We start from the raw sequence: 20,304 nt of genomic DNA, 5'->3' as shown, positions 1-20,304 counted from the left end.
GTGCCTCCGCGGTTCCCCGGAATCGCGAATTGTCTTGTCGGTGCCGGAGGGCATCATCAGGACGTACACGGGAAGGCCAGTTGACATGAATCTCGATAACGATCTGAAGCGGTTGGCCACCGCCGCGGCAACTAATTGGCCGGAGATCGCATTATCGGGCCGTCTCGACGCCGCGATTCGAGACCTCTACCGAACACATCTGCCGTTCCCGCCATCCTGGACTCCCGACGAGCGTGACGAGTTCATCGAGGAGCACGCCGAAATGGACGCGCAACGATTGGTTAGCCGGTTCGACGACCTGATCGACGTCGTGATTGACGGCGTCGGCCACCAGTACGGGTGCCAGCCCAGTCAGGACGACGCTTCATCCACGATCGCTCAAGCGCGACAGGATGCCGTCTACGAGTTGGAAGCCAGTATCGAGTATTTGTCAGATGACCTCGCGCAGAGTGCGATCCACACCGGGGGTCGGACCGTCGCGAGTATGACTGGGTGCAGTCCCGCCGGACGACATTCCCGGCGGAGGTCGAGACACACGAGCCGCTGATTCGCCTGACCTTCTCACCAGCTACGGTGCGGATGAACGGCATTGGATAGATCCCGCGCGGCCGTCAGAGTTGCCCGATCGAGCTTCTTGAGCCGAGCCTGCTCTGCCACACGTGTGAGCAACTCACACAGCACCCCGGCGTCACCCAGCGCAGTTCCTACGGCATCCACCTGCACGACAGGCTCGTTCCGTCGGCCGGTCGGCTCAGATTGCTCCTGTGACGCAATGACTTTCGGCACTTCGACGACACGTATCGGTGCGCCGTAGCGTTGCGCGGCTGTGCGCGCCGACGACGCGTCTCGACGACACGTGTCCGAGCAATACAATCGGCGACGGCCACGCCGAGGAGCGGCGTCCTCATCGAGCATGACCGCATCGCAGCGGACACAGCGAGTCGGATCGTAGCCACCGCCAACACCTTCACCGGGCGAACCCCGTGGTACGTCCTCTGGCAGTGGATCGACGCTGACTGACTCGGTGTTCGGATCCACTGTATCAACAGGCCTCGAACTCGCTACCGCAGAAGCTGTTGAACCCCGTCTACCCTGATCTCCGGTGCGCGCCCGGCGCAGAACAGTATTAATTTCGCGGGCATCCACGCCGACGAGTTCAGAGATCTGTGCGATGGTTTGGCCGCGAGACCGCATCTGATCCACCACAGCCTGCAGTTGGCGGAAGTGACCGGCGCGCCTCTTCACCGCATCAGCGCGGATGTTCTCAGCGGCCTGGTCTGAGCGCTTGCGTTCCCAAATATCAACGGCGTCAACTCTATGGAGAATTGCCCGGATCTCCTCGGCACCGGCCGCGTTGGCTCGATCACGGCGAGCCCGCTCCTCTCTCTTCTTTCGCTGCGCTTCCCATGCCCGGTGCCGCGCAAGAAGCTTCTCATTCGCGCCCATGTCTGCAACCTATGAACTGGCAGCTGGATAAGTCCACCACCACGGCCACATTCGTAAAGACAGTCCGAGACCCACGGCAGGGCGACCTACGAAGCCCGAGCAACCTGCATCGCACCGTATGTCAGCGGGAGACTTCGACGACCTCGCCCCGAATCGACCAGTGCTCATCTATCGGTTCAACCCGGAGTAGCTCGCCGGCGACGCAGAACTCGTCGGCAGGTGCCCAAACGACACCGTCGTTAGACAAGCGGACGAGTCGCGGCACCGAGCCGAGCACAGCGCGGCGTTGATCAAGCAGGTGGCGTTCTATGTCTGCGGGGTCGGCTGCGAGACTCATTGCGAGCCGCGATGCGACCTCGTGCACGATCGTCGTGTCAGTGTGGGCCTGGAATGCAGCGACCACACCGTCCACGACCCCCTTGACCAGATTGCCTAACACGCGCCGATGCCTACGCGGAGGTCGCACCTCGACCTTGACCGCGAAAGCCGTCCCTCGATCGCAGACGGACTCAGCCACCTTGACCTGTCCGCGGGCAACCGCTAACCACACCTGTGCTGCCAGCTTTTCGCCGGCGAACGCGCCCAGGTCCGTCCAGCCGAACGCTGCGAGCTGCCGACCCTCCTGCCAACCGTCGAAGCTGCAAGACCGCGACCGAAGTGCGTAGCGGTACCCAAACGGATACACGGCACCATCCGGAGCTGGTGTGGCGGCACCAGCGAGTTCGAAGCGGATTCCGTTGGCGCCAGCCACTGCGAAGGAGTCGATGCCGTAGAGCACGACGTTTTCGACGTCTGCCCTGTCGTCCTTCTCGCCAAAGAATGTGGCATGTAGCACCTGTCCCCCTGCAGGCGCCAGTTGCCTGCAACGGGACTTGATAGCCGAACGCAAGCGCTCCTGCCAGTCAGGCCGATGTTGGCGCTCGAATCGGATGTAGTCGTCGGCCCACGCCTGGACGACCTCACCGTCCGGTCCGTGGATCTCAAAGCGGGCTGCGTGATCAGAGCTCGAAGCTGCGGTCTCTGTCTCCGTGCCGAGGACACGCGGAGGCACGTCTTGGCCAGGACGGCACGCCCTGCACCTCGAGATCGGCACTCCTACGTGTTCGGCCGCCCACTGTTCGATCCCGATCACGTGCTCCGCACAGACTTTCACGTATTGGTCAGTCCATGATCCCTTGCCGCCCTGCTGCCGGACGCTGATCGTCGAGCAGCCGGCACGGTGAACGCGCGCGTCGGTCGGGCTGTGATTACGCCTGATGTTGATCACGTAGCCAGCGGGGTGCTCGCTGAGCCACTCCATGTAGCCGGTGTCGTCGTCGCGGAACTCGCGGGCGCTCATCGCCTCATCCTCTGCCACGTTGCCGCAGGGTCAATGCACCTCGGCGCTGCCGCATCACATCAAGTCCCTGCTCAAAGTCGGATCCACACACCTCTTGCACTCCGGGCCAGAAGATCGCCAATCAACTTAAAGTTGACGCACGCGGGTGGCGCTTGGGGCGAGAGCCGCCAAGCCGCCATTGAACCATTTCCCGTTTGTGCTGATGAGCGATTTCGGCCCAGATCGTGGTAACTTGCCGTTGACATTGACAACTGTGAGTTGACCGTCTGGAGGCCTTCAGTTGAGCGTTCCAGGTTCGGCGCACCTCGTTCTCGCCGCGGGCGTGGTCCATCTTGATGAACCGTCCGCGGTCTTTGAAGCGATGCTGTCGGGGTGGCGACGCCAGCAGAAGTCCCGGCTGCTTGCCGAGGCCACGATCGAATCGCGATTGGCGTTCGTGCGACGGTTCGCTGCGTTCGCCGAGACGCATCCGTGGGATTGGACGGCCGGCGATGTCGAGGACTTCACGGCGGCTCTGATGTCGGGAAACAACCGCAAGGCGCCCTCGACAATTCGCGGCTACCACATGACGCTGCGGTTGTTTTGTGACTACCTACTCGATGGCCGTTATGGCTGGATCTCGCAGTGCGAGCAGCGGTTCGAAAGGATCCCGTCGCAGGTCTGCCATGACTTCAACACCGCGGCGCATCTGGTCGAATACGAGGGCAAGCCCGCCCGCCGGCCGTTCACCTACGACGAGGTGGAAACGTTGTTCGCGTTCCTTGCCGATCGAGTGGACATCATTGCGCGTTCGGGTCGCAAAGGCGCGTTGGCGGCGTTGCGCGACGCGCAGATGATCAAGACGGCCTACGCCTTCGGGTTACGCCGTCGAGAGCTGTGCTACCTCGACGTGGCCGACCTGCGTCCCAACCCGCGGATGCCGGCGTGGGGAACGTTCGGCGCCGTCCACGTCCGGTATGCCAAGTCCAGCCGCGGCAGCGCCCCTCGGCGTCGCACGGTGCTGGCCGTTCCCGAGTTCGACTGGGTGATCGACGGACTGCGCCAATGGGTCGATCAAGCCCGGCCGCTTCTGAGTCCCGGCAGCCGTCAAGAGTTGTGGCTGACTGAGCGTCGGCAGCGGGTGGCGACCAAGCAAATGGACAAGCGATTCGCCTACTTGCGGGCGCAGGCCGGTCTGCCTCAAGACCTCACCCTGCACTGCCTGCGGCACTCCTATGTGACCCACCTGATCGAGTTCGGTTACCCGGAACGGTTCGTTACCGAGCAGGTCGGACATTCTTACGCCTCGACCACCGCGATTTACACCTCGGTGTCCAACGACTTCAAGACCAAAACGTTGCAGGCGGCGCTGCGCCGCGTCTACGGATCCGCGACGACTGAAGGGAGCCAGGATGAGCACTAGAACCGTCCTCCGGTGGAACCTGCGCCGCCTGATGGCCGAGAACGGCATGTTCGCCACCACCGACCTCGTCGCACCGCTGCACGAACGTGGCGTGGAGATCTCCCGACAGATGGTTCACCGGATCGCTACCAAGCCTCCACAGCGCATCAATCTCGACCTGCTGGCGGCGCTGTGCGACATCCTGGCGTGCACCCCCAACGATCTGTTCGAGCTCGCCCAAGAACAGATCCGCGAGGCACCCGCAGTCAACGACAGCGGGCCCGGGATCGGCGACCTGCGGCCGATCCGCGCCAGGATCCGCCGCCCCGGCGACAACGAGTGAATCGACGAGCCTGCTGGGAGTGCGCAAGCACCAACTACCTGACCCGGCTGACGCATGGGTGTCGCATTTGTGTCGGCTGCCGTCGCAGGCGGCACTACCACCCCGAAACCTGTCCGGGCTGCCATGTCGTGCGGCCGCTGGCATGGCGACGCGGCGAGACGGTGGTGTGCGCGTCATGTGCCGGTGTCGAGTCGATCTTCGGGTGCCGCGAATGCGGGCGCGAAGACCATCCCTACGGGCACAATCGGTGCGCGCGATGCTTCCTGCGTGAACGCCTCAGCGACTTGCTCGCCGACCCGACGACCGGCCAGATTCACCGCCAATTGCGGCCGGTCTTCGACGAGCTGGTGAACTCCGAACGCCCACAAACAGGGCTGTGGTGGCTGCGCAAGAAACCTGGCATCGGCCCCCAACTTCTCGGGCAGATGGCTTGCGGCGCGGTCGACATCAGCCACGACACCTTCCGCACCCTGCCCTCGGATCGTGCCCACGACTACCTTCGCAGTCTTCTCGTCGCGGTCGGTGTCCTGGAACCGTTCGACATCCGCATCGAACGGATGCTGCCCTGGATCGAAGACATCGTCGCCGAACTGCCCGCCGAGGACGCCGCCTTGATTCGCCGATTCGCGCACTGGCAGGTGCTGCGAGGAATGCGCAAGGCCGCCCGTGAAGACCGGTTGACCAAGTCGATGGCCGATGCGTGTCGACGGCGCATCCGCGTCGCGATCGAGTTCGTGGGCTTCCTCGCCCGCCATGACGCCAGTGCGGCGACCGCGACCCAGGATCTGTTGGAGCGCTACCAAGAACACGTCGGCAGGATGCTGAACCATGAGTACGCCTTCATCGTCTGGCTACGCCAATCCCGCACCAACACCAAACTCCGAGTCCCCGACGTCCCGCAGTCACCGCCCTCAGTAACCGTCTCCGATACGCAGCGGTGGGCGGCCGTAGAGCGTCTGCTGCACGACACGACCGTGCGCCGTTATACACGAATTGCGGGCCTGCTCACATTGCTGTTCGCACAGCCGCTTTCACGCATCGTCGCCATGCGCACCAGTCAGGTCGCGATCACCGACGACCGGGCCGTGCACGTCACCTTCAGCAAGATTCCAGTCCAGATGCCGCCGCTCCTCGACGACCTCATCCGTGAGCACCTCGAGCACCGCGGCAAAAGCCTCTACGCCTCACGCGGAACCGGCTGGCTGTTCCCCGGCGGCAACCCTGCAGCGCACCTCGCCACCGAGAACATCCGCTCCCAGCTCGTCGCCATCGGGATCAAGCCCTACGAGAACCGCAAAGCGACCCTCTTCCACCTCTCCGGCGACATGCCCGCACCAGTCCTGGCCGAACTGCTCGGGCTCACCGACAAAAACGCCGCCGACTGGGCCAGACTTGCTGCCCGCGACTGGACCGCCTACATCGCCGAAAGAGCCCGCTGACCGTATCGCTGTGCCTCAGATGGATTTCGCGGCGGCGGTTCCAGCGCTTGAGTTCTCGCGAGTGATTGTTCACTGCGTGGCGTCGACGCTGTCGAGCCTGCACTTCTCCACCCAAGTCGCCAGAAGGCTTAAAGCGGCGAGCCTCTCGGCGGCCTCCTGCGCCGATAGCTGCGTCCGGTCGTGGGTGGTTGGGTTTCGGATCGCAGCATGGACGCCCGTCGAGAAACTCAACAAGCCGCGGTTCATCGATATGACGGTCTGGTCTTGATTACCTCCGAGCCAGCGCAATCGCGGAGCACCAGCCTTGGGTGGACTCTGCGAGAAGGCCTGCGTGAAAACGTCCTTGTCGTCGAGGTCAGTCCTTCGGGTGAGCTGGCGGACGTGGTCGATGACAGCGCCCACGGCGGATGACACCGCTTCGCGGTACAACTCGATGCGCCATTGGCCTCGAGCCGCGCCCCAGACCAAAGGGTGCATATCCTCGATGCTGATGTCGCCGGTGACATCGACACGGTCGACCATCGATTCAAGGATGCCGATGGTGTGTTCGGACGCGGCGAGGATGTCGTCCGGCTGTACGAGCGAGTGCGGCTGGGTGACAGTTATCCACATCTCGAACGGGTTAACCGGACCGCCGAATCCCGGGCGGGATATCCGCACACCGGTGATGTCGGGAAGATGCGCAATACGGCCAGCTGTCCGTGAGCAGCGGCCCTTCGCCGCCACCCATTCGTCGTCTGACACATCAGATCTCGGTGTCACGGCGGGCAGACTGGCGTAGCCGGCAAGTACCTCGTCAGGCAGGTCGGGACCAGCCATCGCCCGAAGCCCAGCGGTGAACTGACACAGCTCGAGCAGGGCGCTGAACGCCCGCTCAAAGTCGCGCACCTGTTCCGCTGCTCGCCGCAGGAACCGTGGATTCAACTTCAGATCGTCATTGTCACCCATGTACGCAGCTCAGGGCCCAGTCGCATACGGCGCGTTCGCCCGCACGTTCTCGGCGGCGCGCTCCGCGTTGTAAGAGCTGGCGAACGACTCACCTGAGGCGGCAACTTTGTCACTCGACCGCCATGCGCGCCACCGCCAGCTTCCGCCGACGTCCTGGAATGTCTCATACCGTGCTGCGGACCCGCCGGACTTGAAGGCATTTGCCGCTCTGGTGGCGTTGGCTTGCGATTCGAAGCCTTCGCCTGCCCAGGCGACCATCTCATGGTTGTCGCCGTACAAGGCCCACGTGGGATAGCGGTTGGCGTCACCAGTGACCGTGACCTTGAAGTACATCGGATCCTCCTGCCTGTTGACCACAGGTACGCAGTCAGCTCGCAACAGTCTTATCAAGAGACACCGACAGCCAGCGCTTGCGACGCAGCGAACAAACTCGCCCTCGAACAGACCTCTGATTTGGGCATTCACCCCACTCGGAATTCGACCCCTCTGCCAATAAGCACGATCACTTAACGACGGACGATATCCGGATAAAGATCCGCGGCGCAGACACCCCGCGTCCCAAGGATTGCGAGACCGCGGATGCGAGGGGTTGCCCGCGAGACACCTCACGGACGTAGGGGGAAGAGTTCTCAACGCGGGAAACGGCGGTCCGAACACTGAGGTGGTGCACTCACTTTGCCGGCACGAATCGTCACGCGGATGCCCATGGAATCTGCGCGCACGGCCTCGCCGATGATGGCGACGAACGGTCCTTCGATGCCATCGCCGACGCGATTTGCGAGAAGGCGAAAAGGGCCCGAAGACCAGCCGGCTGGACGCTGTGATTTCGTTGTGCCTAGCGAGCTAAGCGCGCGGGGCGGCCCGTCTTCTTGGTGGCGATCTTCGACTCTTTGGCGTCGCTATCGGTCTTGCGGTGGGCGGCGAGGAAGTCATCGACGATGTTCGCGCAGTCATTGTGAGTGATGGTGCGAAGCCCGGTCATTCGGGCGAAGGCGAGTGGTCCGACGAGTTGGCAGAGCGCCAGTTCCCGGTCGAAGTCGTCGAGTTCGGCTTGTGCTCTCGGGCTGGTGAGTATGGCGTCAAATGGTTGACGGTACTGGTCAACGACTCGGGCCCGTAGCGCCCCGGATGTGTGGCGCTCATCCGCTTCGTTAGTGGAGCCGGTGGGCCCCAATGAGAGCCACGCGAGTGTCGTGACATGCAGCGGTGCGTCGTTGAAGAGTGCGGCTTGGCGGCTGAGCAATTCGATCAGCTGCTCACGGAGGGGTCCGCTGGTCGGTGCCGGAGTGGTCACTTGCGGAAGTAGGCGTTCGAACGTGGCTGCGAGCAGATGCGACGAACTGTGGAAGTGGCGGTACAGCGTGGTTCGGGCCACTTTGGATGCTTTGGTGACGGCATCGATAGTGACCGCTTCCACCCCACCGGTGCTCAGTAGCGTTGCCGCAGCATCCAGCAGCCGGGTGCGTGACCGGATGCGCCGCGGGTCCACGTCATCGTCAGGGACTGGCGCTGACTGACTGTTGCTCACTCATTCACCTCGGGCGGTCGATTTTCACGCGATGTTGTCCTGGCAGTCTAGCAGTGTGGTACTAACGGTATCGAAGCGAAACCGACAGTATTGGAGCGTGATGGTGCCAGGAAGCGCATCGCTGCCGGAGCGGTTACCTTCGCACACAACGACGTGCATGGGTTGCGGCCCGGACAATCCCCACCGACTGCGTTTGGTGGTGCACCGCAGCGGCGACGCGGTGTACTCCGATGTGACTTTCGACGAGCGCCACATCGGGGCTCCAGGCCTGGCCCATGGCGGAGCCGTGGCGGCCGCGTGCGATGACGTCTTGGGCTTCACATTGTGGGTCGCCGGCACCCCGGCGGTGACTCGCAGCCTGACGGTGGAGTATCTGCGGCCGGTGCCCCTGCATCAGCCCCACCGGATTACTGCCCACATCACCTCTCGTGAAGGACGGGCGCTGCACGTCACGGCGACAGGCACTGGTGAGCGTGGGATCACCCGCTTCACCGCCAATGCAGTGTTCGTCGCAGTCAGGCCCGAACACTTCGCCGCACACGGCGATGTCAGCGCTTTCGGCGATCTTCTGGAACAGTTCTCGCGCCGCGGCAGTTTCGACCCGGGGCCATCATGACTTTCCCTCAGGCTCGCAGCCACGGCAAAACCCGACGCTCGGAAGCGAACTCGTTCGCTGGAGAGAAGCGGACCGCTAGCGCGTCGCGCTCGCGCGCCTCCGCACGGCGCCGGGAAACGATTCTGGATGCAGCTTTGGCCGTGGCTGCGTCGGGTGGTTACGAAGCGGTTCAGATGCGGACGGTTGCCGAGCGGGTCGGCATCGCCGTCGGCACGCTTTACCGCTATTTCCCGGCGAAAACCCACTTGCTGGTAGCAGCGCTGACGCGCGAGTTCCGTCGACTCGACTCGGCCGGCGACTGGGCGAGTGGTGAGGGCACACCGCTGGAACGGCTCGAACGGCTCACCTCACATCTGCATGACCGCTGGCAGCGCGACCCATGGCTGACGACGGCCATGACACGGGCCTTCGCCGTCGCAGACACCCGCGCCGCCGCGGAACTCGACCGCGCGGCCGATGAGATCCAGATCCTGCTGGCCCGCACGCTCAGGGGCGGCGAGCCCACCCCTACCGATCTGCACGTCGCTGGGGTCATCTCCGACATCTGGTTGGCCAACCTCGTGGCCTTCAGCGGCCACCGCGCGACAGCCGCCGACACCCGCGACCGCATTGACCGAGCCACCAGGCGCGTCGTGACCAGCGCTGCTAGGCCCACCGCCAACCGATAACGATACTACTGATATCGCAGCGCTACTTAGCGTACTCTTTGGGGATACGGCTCAACGATGCGTCGAAAAGAGACTGCCATGTACACCCAATGGATCGAAAACCTTGTTGTACAACGCCTCTCGCTGCATGGCGGCCTGGTTCTGGATTTCGATGACTACAACGAAATCGTCATCTCCTGCCCCCTGCTATTGACCCTTCCTGCCGTCGGCACCTACCCCATCGAGGCGGTGCGTATTGACCCCCTCAGGATCGCGACCCACGAACGCCCACTGCTGAACCTCGCCGGCGCAGTGTGCACCCAGGCCTGTTCCAGCGACGATGGAGGACTACACCTGAGCTTCTCGCGCGGACATCGCATCGATGTCGATCCCGACGCTGAACAGACAGCGTGGGAGTTGTATGGTATGCGCCACGGCTACATGGCCTGCCTACCTCAAGGACGGGTACGCGTGGTCCGCCATGACCTCCCCGACACCGACGACGCCAACATCGTCAACAGCGCCACGCAATCATCGGCGGGGTCGGCGCGGCAGACCCACTGATGCGGCCGCGGACGCGGCGACGGGTCGACTTGGGCGGCAATACGTGGATCAGGTTGAACGTGGACAGGACCGCCCTGGCGACATCGAGGCGGGCGAGCATTCCCGGATGATGCTGGCGAAGTTTTGCTGCACGCGTTCCGCAGCGATGCCGACCGATGGTGAATACAGCATGATGTGGTCGAGGACGCCTTCGTAGCGTCTCAGTTGTTCACGGACCTCGTGTGCCGTCCCGGCGACACCCATGGTGTCGATCATCTCCTCGGACACCGCGGCGAACATCGCCGGGAAATCGCGCTGGGCGAATGCTTCTCGGATGGTTCGGCCTTCGCTGGCGAAGCCGTTCACATCGAGTACCGTCTCGTAGGATTTGACCGAGGAGTAGAACGCAATCTGCTGCGCCAGTTCGCGCCTGGCGACCTCGGTGTCGTCGTGGATGGCGCACATCACCATGGAAATGATTTCCACGTCATTGGGGTCGCGGCCGGTGTGCGCGGCACCCCTGGCGATAGCGGGCCGGACGATCTCCTCGACGTAGGTGGTTGTGAACAGCGGATGTCCGGCCAGGCCGTCGGCCACCCGCCCGGCCGCCTCGCACATCCGGGGCCGGACACCGGCAGTGACGATCGGGATCGGCCGGCTGGAGGGTCCCATGTCGCCGGTCGGGGTGAGATTCATTCTGTAGAAACGGCCCTCGTGATGGATCGGGCCTTCATGCAGGTTCCATATCCGGCGCAGCAGCATCACGAGTTCTTCCATCCGCAGGGCGGGTGCGGAGGTGTCGGGCACGCCGTGCCAGTCGCCCATCATCCGTTTGGTGCCGTTGCCGATGCCGAGTACCAGTCGTCCGTTGGAGAGTTCGTCGAGGTCGCGTGCCTCGGTGGCCAGCACCAGGGGGCTTCGGCCGACGCCGTAGAGAATGGAGGAACCGATCCGACAGTTCTGTGTGCTGTTGGCCATCGCGGCCATGGAGATCGATCCGGACCGAGAGTAGAACTCGGAGGCCCATACGGCGTCGAACCCGGCCGCATCAGCGGCCTGGGCGGTTTGGGCCAGTGACTTCAGATCCCCGCCGAGAACCGACAGGCCGTAGGTGCTCATGACTGGTCTCCTGTGCGCGGGCGCAGGCCGTCGAACATGACGGCGCTGAGGGTGCTGGCGACCACCGTCTCGTCGAGGTGGTTCTCGGTGACCAGGTACATGAGTGCATTGATGGTGACCGCGCCGAACAGCGCAATGGACGTCGATCGTGCATCGGGCTGAGCGACGAGGGATCCGTCGCGGGCCCCTTCGATGAGCAGAGTTTCGACGGGTTGTTGGTAGGCGGTATTGATCATCTCGGCGATGGCCGGCATGCGGGCCGCTCGTCCCAGTTCGCCGATGAGTGCACGGCATACCGCTGGCCGCTGCGCCATTGCCCGCAGTTGTGCGCGGATGACGAGTTCGAGGCGTTCGGCACCGGTGCCGTCGGTGTGCACGATCGCGGTCACGGCATCGGAGATGTCCTTGAGGAGGTCTTCGAGCAGGAAGGCAAGGATGTCCTCTTTGCCGGCGAAGTAGTAGTACAGCGTCGCTTTCGGCACACCGGTCACCGCGGCGACGTCTTCGATCTTGGAGTCGTTGAGCCCCTTCTCGGCGAACAAGTCCGCCGCGGCGGGAAGCCGGTCAGAGATCTGACGTGGAATCTTGCGCATTGCCCCCCTGTCCCGGTCGGCCGGTTTAGACTGCGAGTCTAAACCGTCGTTACTTTGGTGGTCGGAGGTCTTGGTGGTCTCGGTGCAGATTCGTTACGACCCGTTCGACGCCTCGATCCTCAACGACCCCTATCCGACGTATCGGTCGTTGCGTGACACGGCTCCGGTGTACCGCGCCGAGGAGTCCCATACCTGGGTGTTGAGCCGGCACGGCGACGTCCAGGCCGCAGCACTGGATCACGGCACGTACTCCTCGGTGGACGGCACACCCCGCCGGGATCGGACTTCATCGGCTCGTTCCTGCCGATGATGATCGCGATGGACCCTCCGCGCCACGACCAGTTGCGTGCCCTGGTGAGCCGGGCGTTCACCCCCCGGCGGGTGGCCGGGCTGCAGGGCGCCATCACACAGATGGCCGCGGAGTTGTTCGAGCGCCTCGACGAGGGCTCCGGATCGGCGGACTTCGTGACCGACTTCGCCGCGATCCTGCCCGCCGCGGTGATCGCCGATCTGCTGGGCGTTCCCGCCACCGATCGTGATCAGTTCCGATTGTGGTCGAGCCAACTGGTCCAGGTCGACGTCAACCACGGACAAACCACCGACGCACTGACCGCCGCCACCTCGATCTACGCCTACTTCACCGACTTCCTCGCCGACCGCCGCAAAAACCCCCGCGAGGACCTGATGTCGGCGTTGGCCAACGCCACCGTCGACGGGATCGGACTGACCGACGAGGAAGTCCTCGGCTTCTGCGCGCTGCTGCTCGTCGCGGGCTACGAGACCACCACCAATCTGCTGGGGAACTCCGCGGTCGTACTGGCCCAGCATCGGCAGACCCGCCGACGCCTGGCCGCCGATCGAACACTGTTGGGGCCGGCAGTCGAGGAGTTGCTGCGCTACGACTCACCGGCACAGGGACTTTCACGAACCCTGACCCGCGACGTCATCCTGCATGACACGACGATGCGTCAAGGTGAGAAGGTGCTGCTGTTGTTCGGGTCGGCCAACCGCGACGAGCGTGCCTTCCCTGATCCTGACGTGTTCGACATCGAGCGCACCAGTGAGCACCAGGTCGCCTTCGGTCGCGGCATCCACTTCTGTCTGGGTGCGGCACTGGCGCGGATGGAGGCCCGCATCGCTCTGGATGCTTTGTTGGACAAGGTGCCTGACTGGGAGGTCGATCTTGAATCGGCGCGGCGGCTGCGGTCCGGACCGATCCGCGGCTACACATCGCTGCCCATCACTTGGACCACGCCGGTCTAGCCCGTGCCCCTCTTCGACGACGCGTCGTGTGCTTCACCGCGCGGCCAGGTTCATCGCCGTCGATGTCGAGCACTCCGCGCGCACGGCGACCTCGGCGCATTCGGCGACATGCTCAACGATTCGCGGGCTCGAACGGTGATCGACCCATGACCGGACAGGAGGCAGGGGCATGGTGGTGGCAGTGACATTCGCGCACTTCGATGAGCAGATCGCCGACCAGCTGCTCAGATCGGCGAACACAGCGGGTGGACTGTCGACGTTTCTGAGCTTTCGGCACACCGAACTCGCCGCCGGTCGGCTGGTGGCAGAGATGGAAACCCGTGCCGAACTGCTCACACCCTTCGGCACCCTGCACGGCGGATGTCTATCGGCGATGGTCGACCACTGTCTCGGAGTCGTGTTCTACCCCGTCATTCCGGCCGGATCATGGGTCGCCACCACCGAATTCAAGCTGAACCTGCTGCGACCCGTGTCCACCGGTGTGTGTGTCGCCGTCACCGACATCGTGTCGCTGGGCAATCGCAGTGGAGTAGCGCGCATCGACATTAGCAACGGCGACAAAGCCGTCTGCGTAGCCCAGGGCACGGTCACGATCGTGAACGCCGCGGGCAACGCACAATGAAGGCGCTTGTAGCCGGTCGCACGCTTCGGGCGGACTCCGATCTCGCCAGGAAGGTGTCATGACCTCCGCCGTGCAGCATCGGGTCCGAACCCAGGACGGGATCACCCTGGCCGCCGACTGCTACGACCACGATGACGCCCGTCCCGTCGTGCTGCTCCTGCACGGCGGCGGCCAGAACCGGCACGCGTGGAGCACTTCAGCGCGTCGTCTCCACGCATGCGGATACACAGTCGTCGCCTACGACACCCGCGGTCACGGCGACAGCGACTGGGACCCAGCCGGCAGGTACGACATCGAGCGACTCGCGACCGATCTCCTCGCCGTGCGTGAGCACTTCAGCGCCGATACCGCCCCTGCCGTCGTAGGTGCATCCCTTGGGGGCATGACCGTGCTCGGCACGCATCTGTTGACATCCGGGGCGTCGTGGACGGCGGTCGTCCTGGTCGACGTCACCCCGCGGCTTGAATTCCAGGGCGCTCGTCGCGTGGTGACGTTCATGGCCGCACATCCCGATGGCTTTGGCACCCTCTCCGACGCCGCCGAGGTGATCGCCGCGTACAACCCCCATCGCTCGCGCCCGGCCAACGTCGACGGCCTGCGCAAGGTGCTACGGCAGCGTCACGACGGCCGCTGGATCTGGCGGTGGGACCCGGCATTCATTCACTCCAACTTCGACTTCCTCCGCGACGAATCGACCACGGGAACGGAGCAATTCGACGCAATCAGCCGCCTGCTGATCGACGGAGCCCGACGGGTCAGCGCCCCAACACTTCTCGTAAGGGGTCTGTTGTCCGACGTGGTCTCCCAAGCCACCGTCGACGAGTTCAAGCAACTGGTTCCCCACGCCGAGACCGTCGACGTATCCGGCACCGGACACATGATCGCCGGCGACGACAACGACGCCTTCGGCTCCGCCGTCACCGAGTTCCTCGGCCGGAGCTTCCTGTAGGTCGCGACGTGATCGAGCACCATCGAGCGGCCAGTAGAAAGGACTGGGCTTGACTTCACTGCGCGCGGAGCGAAGCCCATGAATTGTTCTTCGCTTAGGCCGACTTTGACCGCGACGGGCTCTGGTCGAGCTAGACGTTACTACGCATTTGTTGGCCACCATCGGCGTCGAAGAGTTCCTTGGTCCAGCGTTCGAGGATTTCTGCGCTGTCCCAGTCGTCGGGATGAAATCCGGCGCGGGTGTAGGAACGAAAGCGCTCAATTGCTGCTGGGCTGAATAGCGGGTTATGACGGAAACCTCGAAGGCTGCGCAGCAACCGCACCGGGTTGTAGGCGGCACGGTCACCGGCCAGAGAGCGGGTGGTCTGGATGACCAACTCGCTGAACAAGAGGAGGCTGGCGATCCGCATCCCCCAGACCCTGGTGCGTTCGCTTCCACCGACCGTCTCGTAGACATCGAAAGCGACGGCCTTGTGCTCGCATTCTTCCAGTGCGTGCCAGAGCAGAATAGGCCGCACTTCGGTGTCGCCGATCAATTCTTGAGCTTCGTCGCTGGTGAGAATGATCTCGGCGAATGTCGCTGTGTAGTGCTCGAGGGCGGCCGTCACAGCCAGGCGCATCTTGGGAGAAAAACGCTTCTCAAGTCGGCCAACCAACTTCTTGATATGGCGATCGATCCCCTCGGTGGGATAGCCCATCGCTTGGAGCCGATCGTTGAGCAGCCGATGCTGGTGTCGGTGCGTGGCCTCTTGTGCAATGAATCCCTTGACCGCCTCCTTGAGGTCAGCGTCGCTGATGTGGTCCCGATACTCGCGGACTGACCGGATGAAGAAGTCTTCGCCTTCGGGGAACGTGGCCGACAAGGTGGACACAAAGTGGCTCATCACCAAGTCGCCATCGACGAAGTGCTGCCGACTGGTCCCAGCAGGCATGTCGAATCGAACACGGCGGGGCTTCGGGACGACCCTCGTGGTGGGCCGAGTGAACGAATCGTCGCTCATGTTGTTCTCCCGTTCGTCAAGGGCACGCTGGCAATCTGACTCTAAGCCTTGTCAGAATTAGATGGCAAGCTATCCACGTGGTTTCGGCGCGGGTGTATAGCGGGATGTCCGCCGAGGAGCGTCACCGGAACCGGCGCACCCGTCTCATCGAGGCCGCAACCGAGTTGATCGGCACGCGCGGTGTTGCCGCCGCCACTGTGACTGCCGTCTGCGCTGAATCAGGTGTCACGTCACGCTACTTCTACCAGCACTTCTCCGGCCGAGACGCCCTCCTGCGGGCTGTCTACCAGCAGCTCTATGCCACCTTCCAGGAGGTGATAGTCGACGCGATCCCCGATGCCGGCGAGCCACCGGAGGTGCTGGCGTACGCGCCGATCCACAGGCTGGTCAGCATGATCGACGACGACCCTCGGCTGGGTCGGATCCTGTTCGTGGAATCTGCAACCGAGCCGCTGCTCCGAGAGCTACGCAGCGAACTGATGGCCGGTTTCACCGACCTCGTATTGCGCGAGGCCAGACTCCACCTCGACATCCCCGACTCCGCCGTGGGGGTTGCCCATTTGGCTTCGACCTTGGGCGTGGGAGGGCTATTCGAAGTCTTGCGCCGCCGACTCGACGGAGAACTGGAGTTCACCACCGATGAACTCGTTCAGCACTGCGCAGGTTTCCTGGGCAGCCTAGGCAATTACGTGCTGCTGCAGAACACGGGCCAGTCGGCCACAACCGAAGCGCAAACCTAGAGCTAGCGGCCCCGCTACGCGATGTGGCCGTCCGTGCGCTCGATGTCAACGTCCGAGACCAGCAACAGCAAGACCTGAACAACATCCAAGGCCAATGCCGTCGACTGAACAACGTCGGCCTGGCTTCAGAAGCCAACTGAGTGTTCGACCATTCCCTGCCGGCTGTGACCGGCGGCCGGCGCTGGACTCGATAGCGGCCGCCTGTCCTTCCCCAGTCGCGCATTGCGCGGCCTGGCGTCCTACGACGCCGTCACCACTTGCACTACATGCGGTAGCGTAGCGATACCGACAGTATCGATCGCTACCATTCGCTATCAGTGGAGGTCCAGTGACCGACGGCACTGCAGATTCCCCAAGCCAGGCCACGCGTTCTGGTCGGCGCGCCAACGGATCCCCCGACCCGGCCGACACTCGCGAGTACAGCGAACGGTTGGCAGCGCTAGCCCGATTCACCCTCCGGCACAAAGCGCTGGTCATCGGGGTATGGCTGGGCGCCGCGGTGGTTCTCGCGCTGCTGTTTCCCCAGCTGGAAACCGTGGTGCGCCAACAGTCGGTGGACCTCATTCCTCGCGATGCGCCGTCCTTGCAGACGGTTGACCGCATGAGCGCCGCGTTCGGCGAAGAAGGCTCGAAAACCATGGTGTTTGTCGCCATGGAAGACCCCAATGGCTTGACTCCGACTGCACGGCAGCGCTACGGCGAACTCGTGAGCCGGTTGCAGACCGAAGGCGACCACGTCCTGCTGGTGCAGGACCTACTGGCCGATCCGATTACCGAAGCCCAGGCGGTCAGCGTCGACCGCAAAGCCTGGTACCTGCCCGTCGGCGTCGCCGGCACCCTCGGAGACCCCACGGCCGCAGAATCCGTCAACGCGGTGCGCGACATCGCCGCGGAGGTGTTCACCGGCTCGACCACGACCGTGCAAGTGACGGGACCACCGGCGACCTTCAGCGACATGATCGCCTCGGCCGAGCACGACCTGCTGCTGATCTCAATCGCTACCGCGGGCGTGATCGCCCTGATCCTGCTGATCGTCTACCGGTCGGTGTTCACCGCGCTGTTACCGCTGCTGGTAATCGGGTTGAGCCTGGCGGTCGGGCGCGGCGTGCTGTCCGCCCTCGGCGAGATGGGCATGCCGGTCTCCCAGTTCACCGTCGCCTTCATGACGGCGATCCTGCTCGGCGCCGGAACCGACTACACCGTGTTCCTGATCAGCCGATACCACGAGCAGCGCCGCGCCCAAGTACCCGCCGATCAGGCCATCATCCACGCCACCGCCAGCATCGGGCGTGTCATCCTCGCCTCCGCCGCCACCGTCGCACTCGCGTTCCTGGCCATGGTCTTCGCGCGGCTCAGCGTCTTCGCCGCCCTAGGCCCCGCGTGCGCCATCGCCGTGCTGTTCGGATTTCTGGCCACCGTCACCCTGCTGCCACCCGTGCTGTCGCTAGCCGCCAAACGCGGCATCGGTGAACCCAAACCCGACCGCACCCGCCGCTACTGGAACAGCGTCGCCGTCGCCGTGGTCCGCCGTCCCGTGCCACTACTGATCGTCAGCCTGGTCATCCTGCTCGCCCTATCAGCAGCCGCTGCAACCATCAAAATCAGCTACGACGACCGCAAGGGACAACCAGACACCACGGCCAGCAACCAGGGCTACCACCTGCTGGACCGCCACTTCCGCAAAGACGTCGTCATCAGCGAATTCCTCGTCGTGGAAAACCCGACCGACATGCGGACCGGGAAAGGACTGGCCGACCTCGACGAGATGGCCTCCCGCGTCTCCCAGATCCCCGGCGTCACCAAAGTTTCCGGAGTCACCCGCCCCACCGGAGAGCGCCTCGACCAAGCAGAACTGGCCTGGCAGAACGGCCAGATCGGCGACAAAATGGCCGGCGCGGTCGCCGAGGGCAACTCACGCAAAGACGACCTCGCCAAACTCACCGGCGGCGCCGACCAGCTCGCCGACGGCCTCGCCCAACTCGACAGCACCGTGCGCACCGCCCTCACACCACTGGCCGGAATCCTCACCCAAGCCCAATCCGCAGGAACTCAGGTCAACCAATTCCGGCCACTGCTGCAACAGCTTTCCGCCACTGCCCCCGCCGTCGACCAAGCCATCCAATCCGGCCCAGGACTACGACCGCTGGCCAACCAAGCCCAAAACGCAATCACCCAGCTCGACCCACTCGTCGGCGCCCTCAACACCTCACCGTGGTGTGCCACCACCCCGCAATGCGCCCAAATCCGCGACCAGGTGAAGATCCTGGTCACTCTGCGCGACAGCGGATTCTTCACCCAGATCGCCGACCTCGGGGACCGCTACGATCCCGCCACCAATGCCACAGTCGGTGGCACCCTCGCCAACGTCGAGAACGCAGTCGCCTCGCTGGACAAGGCATTCGGAGCCCTCGGTGACCCCGCCGACCTGGCCACCAACCTCCGCCGATTGCAGGACGGAATCGGACAGCTGGCCTCCGGCGCCCAAGCACTCGCCACCGGCGTCCGCACCCTCGCCGACAGCAACATCGAAATGCTGTCCGGCATGAGCCAGATTGCCACCCAACTGCAAAACTCTTCACGCGCAGCGGCCGACTCCGACTCCTCGAGCGGTTTCTACCTGCCCGCCAACGCATTCGAGAACCGGCAATTCACCGACGTCGCCGAACAATTCCTCTCACCGGACGGCAAAACAGCGCGGTTCATGATCGAAAGCAGCCACGACCCATACAGCGTTGAGGCGATGGACCTCGCCAGCCGCATCACCGACACCGCCAACACCGCACGACCCAACACGTCACTCGCCGACGCCACCGTGTCCGTCGCCGGCTTCCCCGCCGTCAACTCCGATATCCAACGACTCCTATGGGCCGACTTCGCACAACTGGCCATCGCCACCATAATCATCGTCGGCGTCATCCTGGTCCTACTGCTGCGCGCACTCCTGGCACCCCTCTACCTACTAGGCACCGTCGTGCTGAACTACCTCGCCTCGCTCGGCATCGGCGTTGTGGTCTTCCAATGGGGACTGGGCCACGAAATCGCCTGGCCCGTACCGCTGCTGGCGTTCATCATCCTCGTCGCCGTCGGCGCCGACTACAACATGCTGCTCGTCTCACGGCTCCGCGAAGAATCCGGAACCAACATCCGCGTCGGCGTCCTGCGCACCGTGGCAAACACCGGAGCCGTCATCACCTCCGCTGGCCTGATATTCGCCGCCAGCATGTTCGGCCTCATGGTCGGCTCAGTCGCCATCATGATCCAAGCCGGCCTCATCATCGGCTTCGGGCTGCTGCTCGACACCTTCCTCGTGCGCACCCTCACCGTGCCCGCCATCGCCACACTCCTACGCGAAGCCAGCTGGTGGCCCACCAAAGCAACAAACCCGCGACGTGGTCAGACCAACGCAGGAGGCATGAAGGACGCACCTCACGTGCTGGTCCAGGAGAGGTGAGAAGCGAACAGAGCAATACCCGGCGCTACATGCCGACCAGCGTGAGGGCGTATTCACCCCGAATGAATACGACCCCTGCGCCAGTACAGCAGGCCGCTTATCGACGGACGATATTGCGTCCACACCTAATCGGGCACTGCGCAAGACACTGTTCTGCGAGGATTGCGAGGGTAATCAGCGGCATCGGTCCTTGCATTTAGAAGGTGCTCGCGGCCGGCGTCGTTGTCAGGACGGTGCCGCGGGGCTCGTTATCCCAAGGGTCGCCCGCAGACATGAGCGGTGCAGCGATGCGATGGTCGCATCTGAGTCTTGAAAACTGACGTTTGCTGGGGAGACA

The 20,304-nt window shown here is 63.9% G+C and carries 19 protein-coding genes and 1 pseudogene; 12 read left to right on the top strand and 8 right to left on the bottom strand.

All coding sequences use genetic code 11. The features are described 5' to 3' along the window. Positions 1-40 precede the first annotated feature (40 nt). Positions 41-547, top strand: a complete 507-nt coding sequence (locus tag A5663_RS16415) for a transposase (protein ID WP_231976807.1) — start codon at positions 41-43, stop codon at positions 545-547. Between the two features lie 14 nt (positions 548-561). Here A5663_RS16415 and A5663_RS22715 read toward each other — a convergent pair whose 3' ends face one another. Together A5663_RS22715 and A5663_RS16410 are read right to left on the bottom strand one after the other, a co-directional pair. Next, a complete protein-coding gene (locus tag A5663_RS22715) occupies positions 562-1,446 on the bottom strand; it encodes a hypothetical protein (protein ID WP_082974192.1) in 885 nt (294 codons plus the stop codon). Positions 1,447-1,567: 121 nt separating this feature from the next. Then, on the bottom strand, positions 1,568-2,803 hold the full coding sequence (locus tag A5663_RS16410; protein WP_068151177.1) for a hypothetical protein: 1,236 nt from the start codon (positions 2,801-2,803) through the stop codon (positions 1,568-1,570). 262 nt (positions 2,804-3,065) lie between these two features. Here A5663_RS16410 and A5663_RS16405 point away from each other — a divergent pair, with 262 nt between their 5' ends. The 3 genes from A5663_RS16405 (at position 3,066) to A5663_RS16395 (ending at position 5,948) form a co-directional block, all read left to right on the top strand. After that, positions 3,066-4,187 (top strand): tyrosine-type recombinase/integrase, encoded by a 1,122-nt coding sequence (locus tag A5663_RS16405; protein WP_030133894.1) that lies wholly within the window; start codon positions 3,066-3,068, stop codon positions 4,185-4,187. Then, positions 4,177-4,509, top strand: coding sequence for a helix-turn-helix transcriptional regulator (locus A5663_RS16400; protein WP_064403599.1), 333 nt, complete (start codon positions 4,177-4,179; stop codon positions 4,507-4,509). Before A5663_RS16405 ends, A5663_RS16400 begins: the two co-directional genes overlap by 11 nt. Positions 4,510-4,637: 128 nt before the next feature. Then, positions 4,638-5,948, top strand: a complete 1,311-nt coding sequence (locus A5663_RS16395) for a hypothetical protein (protein ID WP_067215230.1) — start codon at positions 4,638-4,640, stop codon at positions 5,946-5,948. A gap of 69 nt (positions 5,949-6,017) precedes the next feature. Here A5663_RS16395 and A5663_RS16390 read toward each other — a convergent pair whose 3' ends face one another. The 3 genes from A5663_RS16390 to A5663_RS16380 all read right to left on the bottom strand — a co-directional run bounded on the left by A5663_RS16390 (position 6,018) and on the right by A5663_RS16380 (position 8,424). Beyond that, positions 6,018-6,896, bottom strand: a complete 879-nt coding sequence (locus A5663_RS16390; RefSeq protein ID WP_082974191.1) for a TIGR02391 family protein — start codon at positions 6,894-6,896, stop codon at positions 6,018-6,020. Positions 6,897-6,905: 9 nt separating this feature from the next. Beyond that, a complete protein-coding gene (locus A5663_RS16385; protein ID WP_231744957.1) occupies positions 6,906-7,253 on the bottom strand; it encodes a DUF1508 domain-containing protein in 348 nt (115 codons plus the stop codon). A 478-nt stretch (positions 7,254-7,731) separates the two neighbouring features. Continuing rightward, on the bottom strand, positions 7,732-8,424 hold the full coding sequence (locus tag A5663_RS16380; protein WP_013471001.1) for a TetR/AcrR family transcriptional regulator: 693 nt from the start codon (positions 8,422-8,424) through the stop codon (positions 7,732-7,734). A 100-nt stretch (positions 8,425-8,524) separates the two neighbouring features. Between A5663_RS16380 and A5663_RS16375 the strand changes: the two genes are divergently transcribed. From A5663_RS16375 to A5663_RS16365, 3 genes are all read left to right on the top strand, one after another. Next, positions 8,525-9,040, top strand: coding sequence for a PaaI family thioesterase (locus A5663_RS16375; RefSeq protein ID WP_120271088.1), 516 nt, complete (start codon positions 8,525-8,527; stop codon positions 9,038-9,040). Next, positions 9,037-9,708 carry a TetR family transcriptional regulator gene (locus tag A5663_RS16370; RefSeq protein WP_068151170.1) on the top strand — a complete coding sequence of 224 codons (672 nt, stop codon included), beginning with the start codon at positions 9,037-9,039 and terminating at the stop codon, positions 9,706-9,708. Before A5663_RS16375 ends, A5663_RS16370 begins: the two co-directional genes overlap by 4 nt. 78 nt (positions 9,709-9,786) lie before the next feature. After that, positions 9,787-10,251 (top strand): DUF6188 family protein, encoded by a 465-nt coding sequence (locus tag A5663_RS16365; protein WP_064403597.1) that lies wholly within the window; start codon positions 9,787-9,789, stop codon positions 10,249-10,251. Positions 10,252-10,299: 48 nt separating this feature from the next. Here A5663_RS16365 and A5663_RS16360 read toward each other — a convergent pair whose 3' ends face one another. Next, positions 10,300-11,349 carry an LLM class flavin-dependent oxidoreductase gene (locus A5663_RS16360; protein WP_064403596.1) on the bottom strand — a complete coding sequence of 350 codons (1,050 nt, stop codon included), beginning with the start codon at positions 11,347-11,349 and terminating at the stop codon, positions 10,300-10,302. Beyond that, on the bottom strand, positions 11,346-11,942 hold the full coding sequence (locus A5663_RS16355; RefSeq protein WP_064403595.1) for a TetR/AcrR family transcriptional regulator: 597 nt from the start codon (positions 11,940-11,942) through the stop codon (positions 11,346-11,348). The genes A5663_RS16360 and A5663_RS16355 overlap by 4 nt, the downstream gene beginning before the upstream one ends. A gap of 73 nt (positions 11,943-12,015) precedes the next feature. Between A5663_RS16355 and A5663_RS16350 the strand changes: the two are divergent. The 3 genes and pseudogenes from A5663_RS16350 to A5663_RS16340 all read left to right on the top strand — a co-directional run bounded on the left by A5663_RS16350 (position 12,016) and on the right by A5663_RS16340 (position 14,776). Beyond that, a pseudogene (locus A5663_RS16350) lies at positions 12,016-13,205 on the top strand (cytochrome P450). A gap of 169 nt (positions 13,206-13,374) precedes the next feature. Next, the gene (locus A5663_RS16345) at positions 13,375-13,827 is read left to right on the top strand and encodes a PaaI family thioesterase (protein WP_064403593.1); all 453 of its coding nucleotides are present in this window, start codon (positions 13,375-13,377) and stop codon (positions 13,825-13,827) included. A 58-nt stretch (positions 13,828-13,885) separates the two neighbouring features. Next, positions 13,886-14,776, top strand: a complete 891-nt coding sequence (locus A5663_RS16340) for an alpha/beta fold hydrolase (protein ID WP_064403592.1) — start codon at positions 13,886-13,888, stop codon at positions 14,774-14,776. Positions 14,777-14,906: 130 nt separating this feature from the next. Here A5663_RS16340 and A5663_RS16335 read toward each other — a convergent pair whose 3' ends face one another. After that, positions 14,907-15,776 (bottom strand): metal-dependent hydrolase, encoded by an 870-nt coding sequence (locus A5663_RS16335; protein WP_064403591.1) that lies wholly within the window; start codon positions 15,774-15,776, stop codon positions 14,907-14,909. Positions 15,777-15,880: 104 nt separating this feature from the next. Between A5663_RS16335 and A5663_RS16330 the strand changes: the two genes are divergently transcribed. Together A5663_RS16330 and A5663_RS16325 are read left to right on the top strand one after the other, a co-directional pair. Then, complete coding sequence (locus A5663_RS16330) at positions 15,881-16,516, top strand: TetR/AcrR family transcriptional regulator (protein WP_064403590.1); 636 nt, start codon at positions 15,881-15,883, stop codon at positions 16,514-16,516. A gap of 328 nt (positions 16,517-16,844) precedes the next feature. Beyond that, on the top strand, positions 16,845-19,967 hold the full coding sequence (locus A5663_RS16325) for an RND family transporter (protein ID WP_013470990.1): 3,123 nt from the start codon (positions 16,845-16,847) through the stop codon (positions 19,965-19,967). The last annotated feature ends 337 nt before the right edge of the window (positions 19,968-20,304 follow it).

The sequence above is a fragment of the Mycobacterium sp. E740 genome (genome assembly GCF_001672895.1).
Lineage (GTDB): Bacteria > Actinomycetota > Actinomycetes > Mycobacteriales > Mycobacteriaceae > Mycobacterium.
This window is presented reverse-complemented; position numbering and strand designations above follow the sequence as displayed.

What these genes read in the sequence shown, in the direction of transcription:
- A5663_RS16345 (WP_064403593.1), top strand. Translation starts at nt 13,375, where the DNA reads ATGGTGGTGGCAGTGACATTCGCGCACTTCGATGAGCAGATCGCCGAC.
- A5663_RS16330 (WP_064403590.1), top strand. Translation starts at nt 15,881, where the DNA reads ATGTCCGCCGAGGAGCGTCACCGGAACCGGCGCACCCGTCTCATCGAG.
- A5663_RS16360 (WP_064403596.1), bottom strand. Translation starts at nt 11,349, where the DNA reads ATGAGCACCTACGGCCTGTCGGTTCTCGGCGGGGATCTGAAGTCACTG.
- A5663_RS16355 (WP_064403595.1), bottom strand. Translation starts at nt 11,942, where the DNA reads ATGCGCAAGATTCCACGTCAGATCTCTGACCGGCTTCCCGCCGCGGCG.
- A5663_RS16340 (WP_064403592.1), top strand. Translation starts at nt 13,886, where the DNA reads ATGACCTCCGCCGTGCAGCATCGGGTCCGAACCCAGGACGGGATCACC.
- A5663_RS16375 (WP_120271088.1), top strand. Translation starts at nt 8,525, where the DNA reads ATGGTGCCAGGAAGCGCATCGCTGCCGGAGCGGTTACCTTCGCACACA.
- A5663_RS16370 (WP_068151170.1), top strand. Translation starts at nt 9,037, where the DNA reads ATGACTTTCCCTCAGGCTCGCAGCCACGGCAAAACCCGACGCTCGGAA.
- A5663_RS16335 (WP_064403591.1), bottom strand. Translation starts at nt 15,776, where the DNA reads ATGAGCGACGATTCGTTCACTCGGCCCACCACGAGGGTCGTCCCGAAG.
- A5663_RS16365 (WP_064403597.1), top strand. Translation starts at nt 9,787, where the DNA reads ATGTACACCCAATGGATCGAAAACCTTGTTGTACAACGCCTCTCGCTG.
- A5663_RS16390 (WP_082974191.1), bottom strand. Translation starts at nt 6,896, where the DNA reads ATGGGTGACAATGACGATCTGAAGTTGAATCCACGGTTCCTGCGGCGA.
- A5663_RS16400 (WP_064403599.1), top strand. Translation starts at nt 4,177, where the DNA reads ATGAGCACTAGAACCGTCCTCCGGTGGAACCTGCGCCGCCTGATGGCC.
- A5663_RS22715 (WP_082974192.1), bottom strand. Translation starts at nt 1,446, where the DNA reads ATGGGCGCGAATGAGAAGCTTCTTGCGCGGCACCGGGCATGGGAAGCG.